We start from the raw sequence: 18,977 nt of genomic DNA, 5'->3' as shown, positions 1-18,977 counted from the left end.
TCCGAGGAGCACCGCGTGATCGCACCCACCCCACCGGCCGTCACCGTCTTCCGGGACGTCCGCCCCTTCGGCGCCGCCGAGGCCGTCGACCTGGTCGCCGTGGACGGCGTCCTCGCCGAGCGCGTCCCGGACGGCGCGGTGCCGCAGATCGTCGAGGGCGCCGGCCGGATCGCCCTGCCCACCCTGGTCGACGCCCACATCCACCCCGACAAGACCGCCTGGGGCGAGCCCTGGTACAGCCGCCGCCCGGCCGGCTCGCTGCCCGAGTACGTCCAGGGCGACGTCGAGCTCCACCGGCGGCAGCGCACCCCGCTCGCCGAGCGGGCCCACCGGCTGCTGGCCCACGCGGTGACCCGTGGCACCCGGGCCGTCCGTGCCCACGTGGACGTCGCCCCCGCCTTCGGCCTGGCCGGGGTCACCGGGCTCGCCGAGGTGCGGGAGCGGCTGGCGGGCGCGCTGGACCTCCAGCTGGTCGCCTTCCCCCAGCACGGGGTGCGGCGCACGCCCGGGGCGGGTGAGCTGCTGGCCGAGGCGGCCGCGAGCGGGCTGATCGACGCGATCGGCGGAATCGACCCGGCCGGGTTCGACGGCGGCCCGGACGGCACCGGCCCCGCCCAGCTGGACCTGCTCTTCGGCCTGGCCGAACAGTACGGCCTGCGGCTCGACATCCACCTCCACGACCGGGGCGAGCGCGGCCTCGGCCCACTGCGCGAGATCGCCGCGCGGACCGCGGCGGCCGGTCTCGCCGGGCGCGTGGTGGTGAGCCACGCCTTCTGCGTGCCCGAGCTGACCGGCCCGCCGCTGGCCGGACTGGCCGAGCTGCTGGCAGGGTCGGGGGTCGGGCTGACCACCGTCGCGCCCTCGGCCCACCAGGTGCTGCCGTTCCGCGTCCTGCGGGAGCACGGCGTGCGGGTCGGCCTCGGGTCGGACGGCGTGCGCGACTCCTGGAGCCCGTACGGCAACGCGGACCTGCTGCACCGCGCCCACCTGCTCGGCTGGACCACCGACGCCCGCACCGACGGGCAGCTCGCCGACTGCTTCGCCCTGGCCGCCGACGGCGGCGCCGAACTGCTCGACCTGCCGCCGGTGACCCTGGCGCCCGGCTCGCCGGCCGACTTCATGCTGCTGACCGGCGAGTGCCTGCCGCAGGTCGTGGTCGACCTCCCGCCGCGCGAACTCGTCGTCCGGGCGGGGCGCGTGGTGGCCCGCGAGGGGCGGTTCACCGGCTGACCTTCGGCCCCGCCCCTGCGTGGCCCCCGCCTGCCCGCGCCCGGCACCGGTTCGTCCGGTGCCGGGCGTCCGGCTTTCCGGGCGCCCGACTGTCCGGCCGTCCGACTACTCGGCCTTGAGGTGCGCCAGCGTGACGATCAGCCGGTCGGCGATCCCCTCCGGCCACGGAAAGGCGACCGTGACCGCCCGCTGGTGGGCCAGCCCGTGCAGGCCCAGCCAGAGGGCCACGGTGTCCGCGAACGCGTCGTCGCTGCTGGACGCGCCCGTGGCCACGCACGCCTCCAGGGTCTCGACGAACAGCTGCAGCAGCTCCTGGCCGAGGGTGCCCATCTCCTCCGGCGTCACGGTGGTGTCCTGGAGCGCGGGCACCCAGACGCCGCCGAACATGGTGCGGTACCGCTCGGGGTGCTCCCGGGAGTACGCCAGGTAGGCGTGGCAGAGGGCGGTGAGCCGCTGTCGGGGGTCGTCGTCGGCCGCGTCGACGGCGGTGCGCAGCCGGGCCTCCATCTGTTCGAAGGCCTGTCGCACCACGGCCAGCATGATGGCCGGCTGGTCGGGGAAGTGGCGGTAGATCGAGGGGGCCGCGATGCCGACCCGGCGGGCGACCGAGCGCAGGGTGACGGCGGTCTCGGTGCCGGCCTCGTCGAGCAGTTCGACCGCGGCGGCCACGATGTCCTCGCGCAGGCGGGCGCCTTCCCCGCGACGGTTGCGGGCGCGGACGGGGGCTGTGCTCGATTCGTTTCCCATGGCGTGAGCTTACAGGTGAAAACTTACGAACGGCAGCTCTTGTCAGTCGTGAGCTTACGTGTGTAACTTTACGGCTGTAGCCACCGCACCGCAGAGCCGAACGGAGCACACCGTGAACAACGCCGTCGTCACCCACGCCACCGAGGTCGTCCTGCCGGGCGAGGTCGAGCCGAGCGGCCTGCGGCTGCGCACCCGCGACCTCCCGCCGCCGAGCGCGGGCCACGTACTGCTCCGGATGGACGCCACCGGGGTCTCCTTCGCCGAGCAGCAGATGCGCCGCGGCAAGTACTACGACCAGCCGCCCTTCCCCTTCGTGCCCGGCTACGACGTGGTCGGCACCGTGGTCGCGACCGGCCCCGGCGTCGACCCCGCGATGGTCGGCCGCCGCGTCGCCGCCGTCACCAAGACCGGCGCCTGGGCCAGCCACCTGCTGCTCGACGCCGCCGACGTCGTCCCGGTGCCGGACGGCGTGACGGCCGCCGACGCGGAGACCGTCGTGGTCAACGGCGTGACGGCCTGGCAGATGCTGCACCGGACCGCGAAGGTGCGCCGGGGCGGCACGATCGTCGTGCTCGGCGCCAACGGCGGCGTCGGCTCGACCCTGGTCCAACTGGCCCGGCACGCCGGGATCACGGTGATCGGCACGGCCTCCGGGCGGCACCACGACACCGTCCGCGCCCTGGGCGCGACCCCGGTCGACTACCGCGACCCCGAGCTGTACCGGCGCATCCGGGAGCTCGCGCCGGACGGCGTCGACGCGGTGTTCGACCACGTCGGCGGCGCCGGACTGGAGCAGTCCTGGTCGCTGCTGCGCCGCGGCGGGGTCCTGGTGTCCTACGGCACCGCCGCCACCAAGGACGAGGCCGGCAACTCCCGGCTCCCGGTGCTGAAGCTGTTCGCCCGGCTGGCGCTGTGGAACAACCTGCCCAACGGCCGGTCCGCGCACTTCTACAACTTCTGGGCGGGCAAGCGCCGCCCGGCGGCCTTCCGGGCCCGGCTGCGCGAGGACCTCACCCAGGTGCTGGCCCTGCTCGCCGACGGCACGCTCACCGCCCAGATCGCCGCCGAGTTCCCGCTCGACGAGGCCGCGGCCGCGCTCGCCCTGGCCGAGTCGCGCACCGTCGCGGGCAAGGTCGTCATCGTCCCCTAGTCGGGGGCCGGCGTCGGCCGGATGCCCGAAACCCCTTCTGCCGCACCAGGATTGGAGCTCCACCCATGGTCGACCCAGCTGCCGCCCGGACCGTCCGCCGCCGCTGGTGGTGGTCCCTGTGGGGCCTGATGGCGGTGTCGGCGGTCGGCATCGCGGCCGTCTTCGTCCCGCCGTACCTGACCGGATCCTCGTACGCGCCCATCGACCGGAGCATCGTCGGCTACTACGCGAGCCTCGTCGTCCACGCGGGGCCGGCCGGACTGACGCTGATCATCGGGCCGTTGCAGTTCGTGCCGCGCCTGCGGACCCGCTACCCCCGGCTGCACCGGATCGCCGGCCGGGTGTACCTGGTCTCCGTGGTGGCCGCCTCGGCCGCGGCCCTCTACGCCAGCACGGTGTCGCCGAGCGGCTTCCCGCTCCAGGTCGCCTTCTTCCTGCTGACGGCGGCGTGGCTGTACACCGCGGCCCAGGCCTACCGGACGATCCGGCGCGGCGAGGTGCAGCTGCACCGGATCTGGATGATCCGGAACTACGCCCTGACCTTCGCCGCGGTGACCCTGCGGATCTACCTCCTGGCCGGCCTGGCGCTGGCGGAGGTCGTCCCGTCCCTGACGTTCCGGGACGTGTACACCGCGGCGGGCTGGGCGGCAGTCCTGGGCAACGTGCTCGTCGCGGAGTACGTCATCGTGCACCGGACGCTGGAGCGCTCGACCCGCCGGCGGCGCGACGCTTCCGCCCCGGTGGCCGTCGCGGGCACGGCGGGCACGGCGGCCTCGACGGCCCAGCGGGCCTGACCGGCCCGAGCGGCCGTCCGGGCCGAGCCGGCCGGCCGTCGGTCAGGCGGTGTCGGCGGCGGCCGCCGCGATGCGGGCCTCGATCTCCGTCAGGATCGGCCGGTAGGCCTCCTCGTAGGTGCGCATCCGGTCCAGGCACTCGGCGAACAGCCGCCGGGAGCGGGACCTGCGGTGGGGCATCAGGTCGTAGCGCCGCAGGCGCACCGAGCGCATGTCGACCATGAACCCGGGCCGGCAGCGCACGCCGTGGGCGTGCCGGACGGTCTCCTCGGCCTCGCGCAGCAGGCTCAGGTAGGCGTCGTGGCCGACCTTCCAGCGGGCGGCCTCCTCCGGGGTGCCGGGCACCGCGACGCCGCGCAGGGGCGGCAGGACCGGGTCGGCGATGTCGTAGAGGGTGAACTCCAGCCCCTCGGGCGCCTGGGCCCAGGACATCACCCGCCACGGCCACGGGATCAGGGTGTAGGTGCGGTGCTGTACACGGATCACGCGGTTCCCCCCGGTGTCGGTGCGCATCGGTCCGGCGGCCGGGGCTTGCTGCCCCGGGCCTGGCGTCAGCGTAGAGGATGCCGCGGGCGCGGTGGAGGCCGTCGGCGCATCGGTCCGGCGGTTGATCATCGGGCGTCAAGTTGTCTGTACAGCTCCGGGTTTCTTGACGGCCACCGGCCGGACACCGGACTCCGCCGCTGCGTCCACCTCGGTCTCGTAGACCTGACGGGTCCGACACGAACGGCCGCTCCCGGGCCGGTGCCGGAGCCCCCCAGTCCGTCAGCAAGGAGCCCCACCCCATGAGTCCGAAGCCCGAACTGTCGCGCCGCAGCCTCCTCGGCGGCGCGGCGGCGGCCGCGGTGCTGTCCGCCCTCCCGCTCAGCGTCCAGCAGGCGCTCGCCGCGCCGGCCCGGCCCGGACGGCTGGCCGACATCGAGCACGTCGTGGTGTTCATGCAGGAGAACCGCGCGTTCGACCACTACTTCGGCACCCTGGCGGGTGTCCGGGGCTTCGGGGACCGCACCGCCGTGCGCGGCGTCGACGGGCGCTCGGTGTTCCACCAGCCGGACCCGAGCCGCAAGGAGGGCCACCTGCTGCCCTTCGCCATGAACGCCGCCCACACCAACGCCTACCAGCAGGGCGCGCCCGCCTTCGGCTTCGTCGACTCGATGAACGCCTGGAACGACGGCCGGGCCGACGGCTCGGTCACCCGCCGCTCCTCCGGCTGGCTCGGCCAGGGCTACTACGAGTCCGCGGACATGCCCTTCTACCACGCGCTGGCCTCGGTGTTCACGGTCTGCGACGCCTACTACGCGTCCGTGCAGTGCAACACCAACACCAACCGCGAACACCTGATGACCGGGACCAGCGGCGGCACCGTGCGGGACACCCCGGTCACCGACAACACCGAGATCCCCGGCGGCTACGAGTGGACCACCTACGCCGAGCGCCTGGAGCGGGCCGGCGTCAGCTGGAAGACCTACCAGGCCCTCGACAACTTCGACGACAACGCGCTCGCCTGGTTCGCCCCCTTCGTCAAGGCCAAGCCCGGTGAGCCGCTGTACGAGCGCGGCATGCGGGCCGTCGGCGACCCGGCGAAGAAGGACGACCCGTTCGCGATGGGCGACGCCCTGGTCGAGGCCTTCACCGCCGACGTCCAGGCCGACCGGCTGCCGCAGGTGTCCTGGATCGTCGCCCCGGCCGCGCTCTCCGAGCACGCCAACTACGCGCCGCCGAACGGCGAGCACCTCACCGCCCGGCTGCTGTCGGCGCTGGCCGCCAGGCCGGAGGTGTTCCAGAAGACCGTCTTCATCCTCAACTACGACGAGCACGGCGGCTTCTTCGACCACCAGCTGCCGCCCGTCCCGCCGCTGGCCGCCGGGCGCGGCAGGTCCAACGTGCCGGTGGACGGCGAGGTCGTGGTCCGGGTGGGCAAGGCCGGGAAGACCTACCACCGGGTGGTCGGCCAGGACGGCCGGTACCGGGTGAAGGCCGCCGACGGCACGCTCGGCTGGTCCGACACCCTGCCCGCCGGGGAGACCCTGCTCTCCGGCCCCTACCCGATGGGCCTGGGCGTACGGGTGCCGATGGTGGTGGTCTCGCCGTGGACCCGCGGCGGCGTGGTCGACTCCACCGTCTACGACCACACCTCCGTGCTGCGCTTCCTGGAGCAGCGCTTCGGCGTCCAGGAGCCCAACATCAGCCCCTGGCGGCGCTCGGTCTGCGGCGACCTGACCCAGGTCTTCGACTTCTCCGGCCGCAACCCCGTCTGGCCGCAGCTGCCCGACACCAGCGGCAACCGGCAGAAGGTGGTCGACACCGGCAAGCTGCCCGCCCCCGCCGTGCCCAGCCCGCAGACCTTCCCGCAGCAGCAGCGCGGCACCCGCTCCGCCCGCCCCGCTCCGTACGACCTGCTCGTCAAGCCGCGGCTCAAGGGCGACGAACTGACCCTGGACTTCGTCAACCAGGGCCGCCAGGGCGCGGTGTTCGCGCTCTACCCGGCCCCCGGCGAGGCGCCCCGGTACTACACGGTGGCGGCGAAGAGCCGGCTGTCGGACGTCTGGAAGGTCGGGCCGCAGGGCTACGACCTGCGGGTGCACGGCCCCAACGGCGCGCTGTGGCACCTGCGCGGCGACACCGACTCGGCGTACGAGGTGTCGCTCTCCGAGGAGCGCGGCGGCAAGGTGCTGGAGGTCGACGTCATCAACCGCTCGCGCACCGCCCGGACCTTCCTGGTCGGCGATCTCGCCTACGGTGACGGACTGCGCGAGGTGCGGGTCCCGGCCGGCGACGACCGGACCGTCAACGTCGCCGTGGGGCCCGAGGGTTGGTACGACGTCGCGGTGGGCGTCCTGGACGACCTGGGCTTCCGCCGCCGGATCGCCGGCCGCTTCCCGTGGGACGACCGCACCGTCACCGACCCGGTCCTGGGCCTGGCCGACCCGCTCACCGTGAACGTCGCCCTCGGCGCCGCCTCCACCACCATCGACGAGCCGGTCCTGCTGCCCGGCCGCCCGGCCAGGGTCACCGCGACCTTCGCCGCCACCGAGGCGCTCACCCGCTTCGAGGCCCGGCCGCTGCTCCCGCCCGGCTGGACGGCCACCGCCGTCACCGCGCCGCCCGCCGCCCTCGCCGCCGGTGCCACCGCGACCGCGGTCTGGGACGTCACCCCGCCCGCCCAGCTGCCCGCCGGCGCCACCCACCGCCTGCTGGTCACCGCCCGTGCCCTGGCCGGCGGCCGCTTCGCCGTCGCGGACGGCGAACTCGCCGCCCGCCCGGCCCCGGTGATGACCGGCCACCTGCTGGACGAGGACTTCGAATCGCTGGCCGGTGCGCTCCGGCCGGAGGGCGGCGTGCTCGGCTGGACCGCCCGGGCGCCCGAGGGCTGGTCGGTGGTCAACGCCCCCGGCATGCCGCAGGGCACCGTCCGGCTCCAGGGCTGGACCTTCCACACCAAGCGCGAGTGGACCGTGCCCGCCGGGCAGGACCGCGGCAACTTCGGCCGTGCCCTGGGCGTCGTCGCCGTCGCCGACCCGGACGACTGGGACGACACCGGCTCGCCGTCCCGCAAGGGCGTCTTCGACTCCACCCTGGTCTCGCCCGCCGTCCCGGTCCCGGCCGGCACCGCCACCCTCCACCTGGCCTTCGACTCGCACTACCGCCAGGAGGCCCCGCAGAAGGCCGCCGTCACCGCGGTGTTCGACAACGGGACCGAGACCCGGCTGGTCTTCTACAGCGCGGACGCCACCGGCAACGACAACGCGGGCAAGGACGCCCAGAACGTCCAGGTCGTCCGGCAGTTCGCGGTGCCGGCGGGCGCGCGTTCGGTGACGTTGAAGTTCCGGATGTACGACGCGGGCAACAACTGGTACTGGGCGGTGGACCACATCCGGCTGGACACCCGCCCGATCACGGGCTGAGCCGGGCGCGCCGCGCCGGTCGTCGTCGCGACCGGCGCGGTCGCCGTTCCCGGCCGTGGGCGGGGCGGTTCAGCCCGTGGGGATGCCGACCTGGTCGCGTTCGAGGGCGGCGCGCAGGGTGGCGAGGGCCCCGGCCGCGGCGGCCAGCGCGGCGGCGTCGAGGGTGTCCGCGAGCAGCTCGGCCAGGCCCTCGGTGACGGTCCGCTCCGCTGCCTCGACGAGCCGGGTGCCCTCGTCGGTCAGGACCAGCAGCGAGGACCGGCGGTCCGCCGGGTTCGGCCGCCGGGCGGCCCACCCCTGCTTCTCCAGGCGGTCGACGCCCTTGCTGGTCGCCCCGACGCCGATGGCGAACTCGGCGGCGAGGTCGGCCACCCGGCACCCGGGGTGGCGGTGCAGGTAGCCCAGGAACTCGTACTGCGAGGTGACGATCCCGTGCCGCTCGCGGAGCCGGTCGTTGAGGGCGTTGTACAGCCGCGTCTCGCACCGCACCAGGTCGGCGAAGAACCCGGCGAGGCCGGCTGCGGAGCGGGCGCCGTTCAATGTATCTTCCACGGCATATAGTGTACGGGAAGCTACTCAGCCAGGAGTGTGCCATGAGCAGGGAACAGCGCAGCCGGGTCGACGCGATGCTGCGGCAGCCGGCGCCCACCGGGCCCCGGTCGGTGGAGGAGATCAGGGCCGGCTTCCGGGCCCTGATGGCGGGGATGATCGTGCCCCACGACGCCATCCGCACCGAGCCGACGACCCTCGGCGGCCGGCCGGCCCTGCGGGTCCGGCCCGAGGGCCCGGAGGGGGACGGTTCGGATCCTGCTCCGGAAGGCGGGACGGACGCGACGATCCTGTACTTCCACGGCGGCGGCTGGGTCTTCGGCTCCCCCGAGACCGCCCTCTCGCTGACCGGGAACCTGGTGGCCAGGACCGGGGTCGAGGCGTACTCACCGGACTACCGGCTGGCCCCCGAGCACCCCTTCCCGGCCGCCGTCGAGGACTGCCTGAGCGCCTACCGGGCCCTCCTCGACCGCGGCGGGGACCCGGCCGCCATCGTCCTCGCGGGCGACTCCGCCGGCGGCGGACTCGCCGTCACCACCTGCCTCGCCGCCCGGGACGCGGGCCTGCCGCTGCCCGCCGCCGTACTGGTCCTCTCCCCGGGCCTCGACGCCACCCGGAGCGGCGAGAGCATCCGGACCAAGGAGGGCATCGACCCGATCTTCACCCGCGCCGCCCTCGACCGCACCGGAGCCATGTACCTCGGCGGGGCCGACCCGCGGCAGCCGCTGCTCAGCCCGGTCCTGCACGCCGACCTGACCGGGTTCCCCCCGATGCTGATCCAGGTCGGCGCCAACGAACTGCTGCTGGACGACTCCACCCGCCTCGCCGCGCGGGCGCGCGAGGCGGGCGTGGACGTCATCCTCGACGTCACCGCCGACGTGCCGCACGTGTTCCAGGCCTTCGCCGGCGTCCTCGACGAGGCGGACGAGGCCCTCGACCGCGCCGCCCTCTTCCTGCGCCAGCGGCTCCGGGCCGGGCGGGCCGTAACCGCCGCGGGGACCTCGGTGGAGTAGGTGCGGAGCCCTGGCGGCGTAGGCGCGGGCCGGGGCTGAGCAGGCGCGGGTCGGGGTCGGGGTCGGGGTCGGGCTAGGGGTCAGACCGCGGCGCCGGCCCGCGCCAGGCGCAGCAGGTAGGCGCCGGAGGCGGCGGCCAGCAGGCCCATGCAGGCGGCGAACACCAGACCGGCGTGGGCCAGCCCGAGCGGCCCGGTGAGCAGCCCGACGCCGATCACCGGGACCGAGATGCCGAAGTAGCCGACCACGAAGAGGGCCGAGAGCGCCCCGCCGCGGTGCTCCGCCGGGCTCGCGGCGGCGACCTCGCCCACCGCGCCGCGCAGCCCCATGCCCTGCCCGGCGCCGCCCACCAGCGCGGCCGACACCAGCAGCGCCAGGACGGCCCACGCCAGCGAACCCGCCAGCAGCGCCAGACCGGCGATCAGCACCAGGCAGCCCAGCGGTACGGCCCGCGCCGTGCCCAGCCGGGGGACGAGCAGCTGACCGAGGGTCGAGGCCAGGAAGGCCGACGAGACGATCAGGCCGACCGCCGCGCGGTTGTGCACGTCCAGCCCCTCGGCGAGGAAGGCCGGGGCGACCGAGGTGAACAGCCCCAGCAGGGAGAACCCGGCGAAGGCCGCGATCCCGGCCGGCACGAACACCCGCCGCACCTCCGGCGGCAGGCTGGGTCGGACCGGTCGGGCGGTGCGCAGCGGACGGGCGCCGACCACCGTCTCCGGCAGTCGCAGCAGCACGCCGAAGGCGGCGGCGAGCAGCACCAGGTGCGCCACGAAGGGCAGCACCAAGGGGTACGGCGCGTACTGGGAGAGCAGCCCCGCCACCAGCGGGCCGCAGCCCAGGCCGCCCATGTTGGCGGCCGTCGCGACGAAGCCCGCCCGTCCCCGGCGGCCCGGCGGTGCCAGCTCCAGCACGTACGCCGTGGCGGTGCCGGTGAACACCCCCGCCGACAGCCCCGACAGCAGCCGCCCCAGGCAGAGCAGCAGCACGCTGTCCGCGGCCAGGAACACGACGGCGCTGCAGGCCGCGCCGACCAGCCCGAACACCAGCACGGGACGGCGCCCGACGGCGTCGGACACGTTCCCGACCAGCAGCAGCACCCCGATCACCCCGAAGGCGTACACGGCGAACACCACCGTCACCGTCAGTTCGGAGAAGCCGATCCGCTCCTGGTAGAGCCCGTACAGCGGGGTGGGCAGGGTGGTCCCGGTCATGCAGACCGCGAAGGCGAAGGCGGCCAGCAGGTAGCCCACCGGGGAGACGACGGGACCGGCAGTCCGATGATCAGTCACCAACCCACGATAGGCACCCGGGCCGTACGGGCCCACGGCGTACGGGCGCGCACTGGGCCGACCGGCCGTACGCCCGCCCGGCACCTGGACGGTGGCGCCTCCGGGGCCTCCCGGCACCGCCGTCGGCCCGGCGGCCGACCGTGCGTGGGCCGGGTCAGGGCGTCGCGGCCCAGCCGACGACACCGACCAGCAGGCAGACGCCGGCCGCCAGCAAGCAGCCGAGGCCGGCCCACAGGAGTCGGCGCACCGCCTTGTTGTGCTGCGGGAACAGCCCGGCCGGGAGCCGGCCGCCGGTCGGCAGGGTGCCGACGGCCAGGCAGAGCAGCCAGAGGCCGAACGCGGCGACCGGGATCACGGCGAGCAGTCCGGCCAGGTCGCCGGTCGCGTAGGCGAGGCCCGTGCTGTGGGAGCCGCCGTCGCCGTACTCGACGGGCAGGACGGCGCCGAGGTGGTGGGCGCCGTCGATCGGCGAGCCCTCGACCACCGTTCGGCCGTCGTCGGAGCGGAACGCACCGGCGCAGGAGGTGATCAGCCCGGGCTTCGCCGGGTTGTCGCCCCAGCAGTGCTCCACGGTCAGCTCGCCCGGTCGGCCGCTGAGGCGGGCCGCGTAGGCGAAGGCGGTGCCGGCGGCCCGGCCGCCCAGGAGGCCGAGGGCGACGGCCGCCGCACCGAGGACGAGCAGGGCCAGGAAGCCCGCGCCCCGGCTCTGCGGTTGCCGCAGGGAGGTGGCGGACTGTCGGGCGGTCGCGGATTGCCGGGCGGTGGCGGACTGTCGGGCGGTGCCGGATTGCCGGGGGGTGCGGGATTGCCGGGCGGTGCGGGATTGCCGGGGGGTGCGGGATTGCCGGGCGGTGCGGGATTGCCGGGCGGTGCTGGATTGCCGGGCGGTGCGGGACTGCCGGGCGGTGCGGGACTGCCGGGCGGTGCGGGCCGACCTGTTCCTGCTGCTCATGACCGGTTCCGCTGTTCCTCGCCGTCGAGTCGCCCCCGGCCGGGTGGGGCCGCCGGGAACGATGGGGGGACGATCATGTCAGACCGCCTCCGCAGCGGAACGGTTGGTGCGCGCCGCGGGCTGAGGCCGGGGGAGAGGGGGCGCTCAGAGCTTGTCGGCCGCGCGGACCCGGTGGAGGTGGATCAGCACGTCGTAGCTGCCGCCGAGGGCGAGGGTGGGCAGCGGCGTGCTGGTGAAGGTCGTGCCGGCGTCGTAGGTGGGGCGGGCGGTGTCCAGCCAGGTGCGGGCGGCGGGCGGGGCCTGGCGCAGGTCGAGGTAGTAGTCGCGGGGGCGGACCCGGTCGAGGAGGTACTCGTTCATGCCGAGGGTGGCCGGCGGCACGGTGGTGCTGCGCCAGTCGTCGGCGAAGGGGTCGGCCTCGGTGAGGAAGGAGCCGCTGCCGAAGGTGAAGCCGATGCCGACGTAGCCGGCGCCGAGTGCCTCGCGCAGGTGGGCGCCCTGCGGCGTGGGGTAGAGGACCGGGTCGCTGGACCGGTAGCCGACGTGGCCGTTGTGCGCGGAGAGCAGCACCTTGCCGCCGTGGCGGCGCTGCCACCACAGGGTGTTGTCGGCCATCGCCCGGTCGCGGAGCACCTGGGCGGCGACGACGGAGCCGCTGTCGTCGACCTGCATGGTGGTGAAGGCGAAGGTCCGGGCGATGTTGCGGGCGTGCTGGACGGCCCACTCGTAGTCCGCGTCGCCGTCCCGGCCGGCGGCGGCGACCAGGTCCAGCGCCTGCTGCGCCAGGTCCGCGTTGCGCCGGCGCTCGGGCAGCGGGGTGCGGCTGATGTAGCCGATGGCGTCGGTGAACGGCCGCAGGGCGGCGTAGGACTGCTCGACGCTCGACAGCGAGGCGGGGGCGGCCTTCCGCAGGTAGGCGGTGACCTCGGAGAAGGGCTGCTCGCCGATCCCGGGGAAGCCGAGGTCGGTGCCCACGAAGTGGACCGGGTGCTGAGGGCCGCTCCGGTTGTACGCCCGCATCCAGCTGATGAGGTCGGCGAACTCGCGCCGCTGCCAGGGCGATCCGGCCATCACCCGGCGGACCAGCGTACGGGCGTCGCCGTCGCCCTGGCCCTGCACGAACGCGTCGATCAGCAGGCCCGCCGACCAACTGGCCTCCAGGGCGAAGGTGGTGAAGCCCTTCTCCTCGACCAGGTAGCGGAACACCCGGTGCTTCATGGTGAAGAACTCGTGGGAGCCGTGGGTGGCCTCGCCCAGGCCGACCACCCGGGCGTCACCGATCATCGCGCCCAGCGCCCGCAGCCCGGCGGCCGGGGCGTCGGGCTCGGTGGAGCGCAACGGGTGGGCGATCCGGTCGAGTTCGGCGGAGACCGCCGCGGTCTCCGGGACCGGCCGGGAGGCCGTCGGGCCGGCGGCCGCGGTGCCGGCCGTGGCTGCGGTGGCGGTGGCGGCCGTCGCCGGGATGAGCAGGGCGGCCGTCGCCGTCACCGTGGTGGCGGTCAGCAGGGTCCGTCGGTCGATCGGGGTCCGGGTCACGGTCATGATGGCTACTCCACGGCTTGTCGTTTCAACTCGTCCGGCGGTGTGGGCCGGTGAGAGAATCCTCCGCCGAGGAGGGGGTCGGGCGCGCTGGGGAGGGCCGCCAGGTTCTTCGGGGGGCAGCCCCCACCCACCCGGGCCCCTTGGGGGCACCTGGACGGTTCCCCTGGGGCCACCTGGACGGATGGGCGGGCGGCTGGTAGGCGGTGGGAGGGCGTCGGGCACGCCCTGCTCCGGGTGCGCTGGGTGCTTGGGGCGCTTGGGGTGCTTGGGGTGCTTGGGGTGCTTGGGGTGCTTGGGGTGCTTGGGGTGCTTGGGGTGCTTGGGGTCAGCAGAGCCGGTCGGCGCGGTGCGTGGGGCGGCCGTCCAGGACGGTGAGCAGGACCGGGACCTCGGCGAGCTCGGTGGCGGGGGTGGTGAGCGGGTCGGCGGCGAGGACGGTGAGGTCGGCCCGGTGGCCGACCGCGATCCGGCCCGCCACCTGCTCCTCACCCGCCGCGAAAGCCGGGTTGACGGTCATCGCGCGCAGCGCCTCCAGGGCGGTGAGGGCCTGGCGGGGGTTGTGCGGGGGCTGGCCGAGGTCGCGGGTGGGGCGGCGGTGGCGGGCCCCCGCCATGACGCCCAGCGGCGGGTAGGGGGCGATCGGCCAGTCGGAGCCCAGGACGACGGTGGCGCCCGCGTCCCACAGGTCGCGGCAGCGCCAGGCCCGGTCGGCGCGCTCCTCGCCCAGGCGGCGGGACCAGTTGTCGGTGTGGTCGGCGCGGGTGAAGTCGCAGCAGTGGGTGGGCTGCATGGAGGCGATCACGCCCAGCTCGGCGAAGCGGCGCACCACCTCGTCCGGGACGGTCTCGATGTGCTCGATCCGGTGCCGGACGGGGGCGGTTCGGGCGGCTGCTCCCGGGGCCGGGGTGGCCGGGATGGTCGCGGTGGCGGTCGGGGCGGTGGTCGCGGTGCCGGCCGTCGCGGTGGCCTGCTCGACGGCGTCGAGGGCGTGGCGGACGGCGGCGTCGCCGATGGCGTGGGTGGCCGTCGGTACGCCGGCCCGGTGCAGCTGCCCGATCACCTGGGTGTAGTGCGACGGGTCGGGCCAGAAGGCGTGGGTGGACTCGCCGTGGCAGTCCGGGCGTTCCAGCCAGGCGGTGCCGTTGTCGATCGTGCCGTCCATGAACAGCTTGACGCCGTCCACCTGCCACAATTTCCCGCTGCGGCTCTGGAGTTCGACCAGTTCGTCGAGCCCGTCCCGGTCCACGCCGGGCTGGCACCAGGGGGCGACCCGCAGGCGCAGTGGCAGGTCGCCCGCCTCGTCGAGCTCGGCGTAGAGGGCGAGGCTGTCGCCGCCCGCGTCCATCGCGTGTCCGCCGGTGAGGCCGTTCGCGGCCATGGCGCGCAGGGCGGCGGCCAGGCGCTCACGGCGCTCGGTGCGGGTGGGCCGGGGGGCGGCGCGTTCGACCAGTTCGCAGGCCGCGTCCTCCAGCAGCAGGCCGGTGGGACGGCCGGCGGCGTCGCAGACCACCTCGGCGGCCTGGGCGAAGGTGCGCGGACCGTCCACGCCGGCCAGCTCCAGGGCGCGCGGGCTGGCGAGCATGGAGTGGGCGTCGAAGAGCTGGAGCAGCGCGGGGACGCCGTCGAGGACGGGGGCCAGGGCGGCGGACTCGACCGGGCGGTCGCCGAAGACGTTCGGGTCCAGGCCCCAGGCGTGCAGCCAGGCGCCCGGGCCGAGGGCCTCGACCTCGGCGGCGAGGGCGGCGCGGACGGACGGCAGGTCGGTGCAGCCGGAGAGGTCCAGGCCGTGGGTGAGCTCGGCGCCGGTGACCGGGTGGAGGTGGCCGTCGACCAGGCCGGGGGTGACCACGGCGCCCTTGAGGTCGATCACCGTCGTTGTGGCGTCGGCGAGTTCGCGGATCGTCCGGTCGTCGCCCAGGGCGGCGATCCGGCCGTCGACCACGGCGAGCGCGCTCTGCGGGAGGAAGCCGCCGGACGCGGGGTCGAGCAGGCGGGCGGAGAGGAGGACCAGGGAGGTGCGCACGTCGACTCCAGCGGTGGTGCGGGGTGGGGAGGGAGGGGGAGGGGAGGGGGAACGGGGTCAGGACTGTTCTTCGGTGCGGGATCCGGGCTCGGCGGCGGTGGGGGATTCCGGCTCGGTGGCGAGGGCCAGTGAGCCTTCCGCCAGGCCGAGTTCACGTTCGGCGGTGGCGGCCGCCAGTCGGATGACGGCCGAGGGGTGGTTGCCCAGACCGGTGTTGGCATGGGAGGCGAGGCCGTCGATCACCACCAGGATCCGGACGGCGGTGAGGCCCGGGTCCTCGGTGCGGAACTCGCCCCGCTCGACGCCCGCTCGGACGACGCCGGTGAGCCGGCCGCGCCACAGCGACTCCTGGCCGAGCACGCGCTCGCGCAGGACGGGCCGGTAGCGGCTGAGGTGGCGGGCGTTGAGCCAGAGCCGGCTCATGTCGTCGTACGCCGGGCCGGTGGTGCGGGCGAAGAAGCGGGCGAGGTGGTTGAGCGAGCGGCCGTCCGGCGGGTCGGCGGGCAGCAGCGACTCCAGTTCGGCGGTGGCGGCGCTGCCGAAGGCCTCGGCGACCAAGTCCTCCACGGCCGGGAAGTAGTGGCTGATCAGACCGGGTCTGACGTCGAGCTGCTCGGCGATCCGGCGCAGGGTGATGCACTCCAGGCCCTCGGTGAGGGCGACGGTGGCCGCAGCCTCGACGATCTCCGCGCGGCGGTCGTCGGGGGACTTCCGGATCCGTTTGCGCTGAACGCTTGACGTCATGTGCCGGATGCTATTGAGTGTGCGACCAATAAGCAAGCAGGTGGGCACGACACCCCCACGGAGGGCCCCCAATGGCGTCCACGCTCCCGGACCACCCCCAGTCCGACTCCCCCATCGGACCACCGCTCCCGCAGTCCGCGCAGTCCCCGAAGTCCGTGCAGCTCAGCCAGATCGGCCAGTCCGGCCAGTCCGCGCAGCCCCCACAGGATCGGGCGGCCGGGCGGGTCGAGGTCCACGGCATCGACCACATCCCCGAGACGGAACGGAGGGGCCGCGCCCGCGAGCTCTTCGCGGTCTGGGCGGCGGCCAGCGTCAACTACCTCAATCTGGTGGTCGGCGGCGCCCTGGTGCTGAGCGGCCTCAGCCTGTGGCAGGCCTTCGCGGTGGTGGTGGTCGGCAACCTGTTCTGGCTGGGCACCGGACTGCTGGCCGTCTCCGGACCGGCCGCCGGCGCGCCCAGCGAGGTGATCACGCGGGCGCTGTACGGCGTCCGGGGCAACCGGGTGAACAACGCCGTCACCGGCTGGATGATCTCCGTCTGCTACTTCGCACTGAACCTCGCGGCGGCCGCCGTCGCGGCGTTCTCCCTCGCCGAGCAGGTCGGGATCACCCCGGACACCCCGATCAAGATCGCCATCGTGATCGCGATCGTGGTGGTCACGCTGACCATCAGCGTGTACGGGCACGCTGTGATCGTGCGGCTGTACCTGCCGATCACCCTCGTCCTCGCCGCCGCCTTCGCCGTCGTCGGGTACGCGATCCTCCGGCACGCCGACTTCGGCTGGAGCCAGCCGCAGCCGCTCAGTGGCAGCGGGACGTGGGCGGCCGTCCTGGCCGGCGTCACCCTGATCGCCTCCGGGCCGCTCTCGTACACCACCAGCGCCGACTTCTCCCGCTACCTGCCGGCCGACACCTCCCCGCGTGCCGTGCTCGGTTGGACCGCCCTCGGCGGCTTCCTGCCCAGCGTCGTCGTCGGCGGACTGGGCGTGCTCGGGGCCACCGCCGTCGACATGACCGACCCCCAGGCGGCGCTCCGGACGATCCTGCCCGGCTGGTTCAACCCGGTCTTCCTCCTCTCACTGGTCATCGGCACCGTCGCCGTCAACGCCCTCACCGCGTACAGCGCCGGCCTCGCCCTCCAGGCCGTCGGCATCCGCATCCGCCGCACGCTCAGCGTGCTGGTGGACGGCACGGTCGCCGTCGCGCTGACCCTCTACGCCCTGCTGGTCTCCAACTTCCTGGACACGGTCAGCAACGTGCTCCAGCTGACCGTCGTCCTCCTCGGCCCCAGCACCGCCATCTACGCCGTGGACATCCTGCTGCGCCGCAACCGCTACGACGGGCGGGCACTGACCGACGAGTCGCCGGGCAGCCCGTTCTGGTACCGCGCCGGCGTCAACCCGGCCGGTGCGCTCGCCCTGTTGGCAGGCGTGACAGCCTCGGCCCTCTGTGTCGACACGCTCTACACCGGCCCGATCGCGGCGCTGACCGGCGTGGACCTGGCCCTCCCGGCCGGGATCGCGGTCGCCGCCGTGGTCTACGCCCTGCTGATGCGACGGGTGGTGTCGCGGGGGCAGGCCTGAGGTCGGGGCGGTCGGGCCTGTACGGTCTGTGCCGCAGCCGCAGCCGCAGCCGCAGCCGCAGCCGCAGCCACAGCAGTTCGGTGGGCGGTCCGTTGGTACGTCGCGCGGGAAGTCGGCAGATCCGACTTCCCGTGTCGGCCTTGCCCGGTCGTCCTCCGTTCCGTCTCGGTGAATCAGGTCGAGGTGGTGGGCCGAGGTTCGTCGATGGTGCCGTTGCGGAGCATGGGGAAGGGCGCGGCGGTCCGGAGGCGGGCGAGGGGCTCGGAGGTTACTTCGACCGTCCCGGTCAGGGCGAACCGACGGGGGTGCTGGGCGAACGGTGGTGCGCCCTAGCTGAGTTACTCCGCCGGGCTGCCTCTCCGTCCGGCCGATCGGCGTTGGCTGTCGGCGATCTCGGTTAGGGTGCGGACCGGCTGCGCCTGGCCATTTCAGGGCCGGCGCGAGGGGAGGGGCGTCATGATCGGCGTCGTCGGTGAGGGTTCGCGCGGGGCCGAGGAGCAGGACGGTGAGGGCATCCAGTGGTTGGCGGATGCCGGTGGCGAGGTCAGCGGAGTGGTGTTCGCCCGTGGGATCCCGCCGGAGGAACTCGCCCGCCGGATGGGGGCCGACCCGGCTGCGGCCACCGGGCCGATCAGCGGGCGGGAGATCTGGGACCTGGACATCGAGGTCTACCGGCCCGGTGACGACGGCGACGGCGTGATCCGGGTCGGCGAGGCGGACGGCTGGTCCTTCGCGATCGAGTACGGGGACTCCACCGGCGGCGAACTGCTCACCGAGATAGCGCGCGAGGGCGTGGAGGTGGTGCACTTCCGGCCGATGCCGGAGCAGCCGCCCGCCCTGCTCGACTACGCCCGGGACGGCGCCGTGCTGTGCGGCTTCGGGCTGGGGGAGGAGCGGTGGCGCTGGGGCCGGCAGCCCGATCTGCTCGTACCGGAGCTAATCGCCGCGAACGTCCTGGAAGCGGACGGCGTCACCTCCTGCACCCCCGGGCGGGCGCCCGCCTCCGGGGCCCGGCGGCGGACCCTCGGCGCTGTCGGGCGGCGCTTCGGGCTGCGCCTGCCCCGGGCCGTCCTGGGGGAGGTACGGCTGCCGGCGTACGTGGTGCGCGGCAGGCCAGGGTTGGAACTGCACTGAGCCCGGCGGCGGGGACGCCGGCGGGAACGACAGCGGCGCGACGGTGACGGTGCTGATGGCGGCGGCGGTGATGGCGGTCATGACGGTCATGGCGGACTCCCTCCCGGAGCCCCACCGGCGGGGCCCCGATGACCGTCATCCTCGCCTGCGGCCAGCCGCCCGCACATGTGCCGATCGGGAGGTTCCGTCGAGTACAACTCCCTTGCAGGGGTGCCGATCGGCTCACTCCGCAGTACGGACGCCACGGGGCGATGTTCGTCCGGTACGGGAAGTCCTCGAAGGGCAGCCCGCCCAAGCGCCGCACCATCTTCACGGTCCCGGA

The 18,977-nt window shown here is 74.6% G+C and carries 15 protein-coding genes; 7 read left to right on the top strand and 8 right to left on the bottom strand.

Features of this window, described 5'->3' with window-relative positions; translation table 11 throughout:
- The first annotated feature begins 15 nt into the window (after positions 1–15).
- On the top strand, positions 16–1,230 hold the full coding sequence (locus tag ACFXOZ_RS34160) for an amidohydrolase (protein WP_380593796.1): 1,215 nt from the start codon (positions 16–18) through the stop codon (positions 1,228–1,230).
- A gap of 105 nt (positions 1,231–1,335) precedes the next feature.
- Here ACFXOZ_RS34160 and ACFXOZ_RS34155 read toward each other — a convergent pair whose 3' ends face one another.
- The gene (locus ACFXOZ_RS34155) at positions 1,336–1,977 is read right to left on the bottom strand and encodes a TetR/AcrR family transcriptional regulator (protein ID WP_380593794.1); all 642 of its coding nucleotides are present in this window, start codon (positions 1,975–1,977) and stop codon (positions 1,336–1,338) included.
- Positions 1,978–2,089: 112 nt separating this feature from the next.
- Here ACFXOZ_RS34155 and ACFXOZ_RS34150 point away from each other — a divergent pair, with 112 nt between their 5' ends.
- Positions 2,090–3,127 carry a medium chain dehydrogenase/reductase family protein gene (locus ACFXOZ_RS34150; RefSeq protein WP_380593792.1) on the top strand — a complete coding sequence of 346 codons (1,038 nt, stop codon included), beginning with the start codon at positions 2,090–2,092 and terminating at the stop codon, positions 3,125–3,127.
- 65 nt (positions 3,128–3,192) lie between these two features.
- Positions 3,193–3,921 carry a DUF2306 domain-containing protein gene (locus ACFXOZ_RS34145; protein WP_380593790.1) on the top strand — a complete coding sequence of 243 codons (729 nt, stop codon included), beginning with the start codon at positions 3,193–3,195 and terminating at the stop codon, positions 3,919–3,921.
- Positions 3,922–3,963: 42 nt separating this feature from the next.
- Here ACFXOZ_RS34145 and ACFXOZ_RS34140 read toward each other — a convergent pair whose 3' ends face one another.
- On the bottom strand, positions 3,964–4,407 hold the full coding sequence (locus ACFXOZ_RS34140; protein WP_380593788.1) for a hypothetical protein: 444 nt from the start codon (positions 4,405–4,407) through the stop codon (positions 3,964–3,966).
- 299 nt (positions 4,408–4,706) lie between these two features.
- Here ACFXOZ_RS34140 and ACFXOZ_RS34135 point away from each other — a divergent pair, with 299 nt between their 5' ends.
- Positions 4,707–7,826, top strand: a complete 3,120-nt coding sequence (locus ACFXOZ_RS34135; RefSeq protein WP_380593786.1) for a phosphocholine-specific phospholipase C — start codon at positions 4,707–4,709, stop codon at positions 7,824–7,826.
- A 69-nt stretch (positions 7,827–7,895) separates the two neighbouring features.
- On the opposite strand, the gene ACFXOZ_RS34130 is transcribed toward ACFXOZ_RS34135, so the two are convergent.
- Positions 7,896–8,378 carry a MarR family winged helix-turn-helix transcriptional regulator gene (locus ACFXOZ_RS34130; RefSeq protein ID WP_380593784.1) on the bottom strand — a complete coding sequence of 161 codons (483 nt, stop codon included), beginning with the start codon at positions 8,376–8,378 and terminating at the stop codon, positions 7,896–7,898.
- A gap of 41 nt (positions 8,379–8,419) precedes the next feature.
- On the opposite strand from ACFXOZ_RS34130, the gene ACFXOZ_RS34125 reads away from it, so the two are divergent.
- Positions 8,420–9,388 carry an alpha/beta hydrolase gene (locus ACFXOZ_RS34125; RefSeq protein ID WP_380593782.1) on the top strand — a complete coding sequence of 323 codons (969 nt, stop codon included), beginning with the start codon at positions 8,420–8,422 and terminating at the stop codon, positions 9,386–9,388.
- An 80-nt stretch (positions 9,389–9,468) separates the two neighbouring features.
- On the opposite strand, the gene ACFXOZ_RS34120 is transcribed toward ACFXOZ_RS34125, so the two are convergent.
- The 5 genes from ACFXOZ_RS34120 to ACFXOZ_RS34100 all read right to left on the bottom strand — a co-directional run bounded on the left by ACFXOZ_RS34120 (position 9,469) and on the right by ACFXOZ_RS34100 (position 15,938).
- Positions 9,469–10,599 (bottom strand): MFS transporter, encoded by a 1,131-nt coding sequence (locus ACFXOZ_RS34120; protein WP_380524783.1) that lies wholly within the window; start codon positions 10,597–10,599, stop codon positions 9,469–9,471.
- Positions 10,600–10,831: 232 nt separating this feature from the next.
- Positions 10,832–11,629, bottom strand: coding sequence for a hypothetical protein (locus ACFXOZ_RS34115; protein WP_380593780.1), 798 nt, complete (start codon positions 11,627–11,629; stop codon positions 10,832–10,834).
- A 144-nt stretch (positions 11,630–11,773) separates the two neighbouring features.
- Positions 11,774–13,171: an erythromycin esterase family protein gene (locus ACFXOZ_RS34110; protein WP_380593778.1), complete on the bottom strand. Its 1,398-nt coding sequence runs from the start codon at positions 13,169–13,171 to the stop codon at positions 11,774–11,776.
- Positions 13,172–13,496: 325 nt separating this feature from the next.
- On the bottom strand, positions 13,497–15,194 hold the full coding sequence (locus ACFXOZ_RS34105) for an amidohydrolase (protein ID WP_380593776.1): 1,698 nt from the start codon (positions 15,192–15,194) through the stop codon (positions 13,497–13,499).
- Between the two features lie 57 nt (positions 15,195–15,251).
- Entirely contained in the window at positions 15,252–15,938 is a 687-nt protein-coding gene (locus ACFXOZ_RS34100; protein WP_380593774.1) for a TetR/AcrR family transcriptional regulator, read from the bottom strand.
- 71 nt (positions 15,939–16,009) lie between these two features.
- Between ACFXOZ_RS34100 and ACFXOZ_RS34095 the strand changes: the two genes are divergently transcribed.
- Positions 16,010–17,521: a purine-cytosine permease family protein gene (locus ACFXOZ_RS34095; RefSeq protein ID WP_380593772.1), complete on the top strand. Its 1,512-nt coding sequence runs from the start codon at positions 16,010–16,012 to the stop codon at positions 17,519–17,521.
- Positions 17,522–17,977: 456 nt separating this feature from the next.
- A complete protein-coding gene (locus ACFXOZ_RS34090) occupies positions 17,978–18,655 on the top strand; it encodes a DUF6461 domain-containing protein (RefSeq protein ID WP_380593770.1) in 678 nt (225 codons plus the stop codon).
- The last annotated feature ends 322 nt before the right edge of the window (positions 18,656–18,977 follow it).

Source organism: Kitasatospora sp. NPDC059160 (assembly GCF_042755465.1).
In the GTDB taxonomy this organism is placed as follows: Bacteria; Actinomycetota; Actinomycetes; order Streptomycetales; family Streptomycetaceae; genus Kitasatospora.
This window is presented reverse-complemented; position numbering and strand designations above follow the sequence as displayed.

Bases quoted from the DNA above. Each gene is read 5' to 3' on its own strand.
- ACFXOZ_RS34120 (WP_380524783.1), bottom strand. From the start codon at position 10,599: ATGACCGGGACCACCCTGCCCACCCCGCTGTACGGGCTCTACCAGGAG.
- ACFXOZ_RS34145 (WP_380593790.1), top strand. From the start codon at position 3,193: ATGGTCGACCCAGCTGCCGCCCGGACCGTCCGCCGCCGCTGGTGGTGG.
- ACFXOZ_RS34090 (WP_380593770.1), top strand. From the start codon at position 17,978: ATGATCGGCGTCGTCGGTGAGGGTTCGCGCGGGGCCGAGGAGCAGGAC.
- ACFXOZ_RS34155 (WP_380593794.1), bottom strand. From the start codon at position 1,977: ATGGGAAACGAATCGAGCACAGCCCCCGTCCGCGCCCGCAACCGTCGC.
- ACFXOZ_RS34135 (WP_380593786.1), top strand. From the start codon at position 4,707: ATGAGTCCGAAGCCCGAACTGTCGCGCCGCAGCCTCCTCGGCGGCGCG.
- ACFXOZ_RS34100 (WP_380593774.1), bottom strand. From the start codon at position 15,938: ATGACGTCAAGCGTTCAGCGCAAACGGATCCGGAAGTCCCCCGACGAC.
- ACFXOZ_RS34125 (WP_380593782.1), top strand. From the start codon at position 8,420: ATGAGCAGGGAACAGCGCAGCCGGGTCGACGCGATGCTGCGGCAGCCG.
- ACFXOZ_RS34095 (WP_380593772.1), top strand. From the start codon at position 16,010: ATGGCGTCCACGCTCCCGGACCACCCCCAGTCCGACTCCCCCATCGGA.
- ACFXOZ_RS34110 (WP_380593778.1), bottom strand. From the start codon at position 13,171: ATGACCGTGACCCGGACCCCGATCGACCGACGGACCCTGCTGACCGCC.
- ACFXOZ_RS34115 (WP_380593780.1), bottom strand. From the start codon at position 11,629: ATGAGCAGCAGGAACAGGTCGGCCCGCACCGCCCGGCAGTCCCGCACC.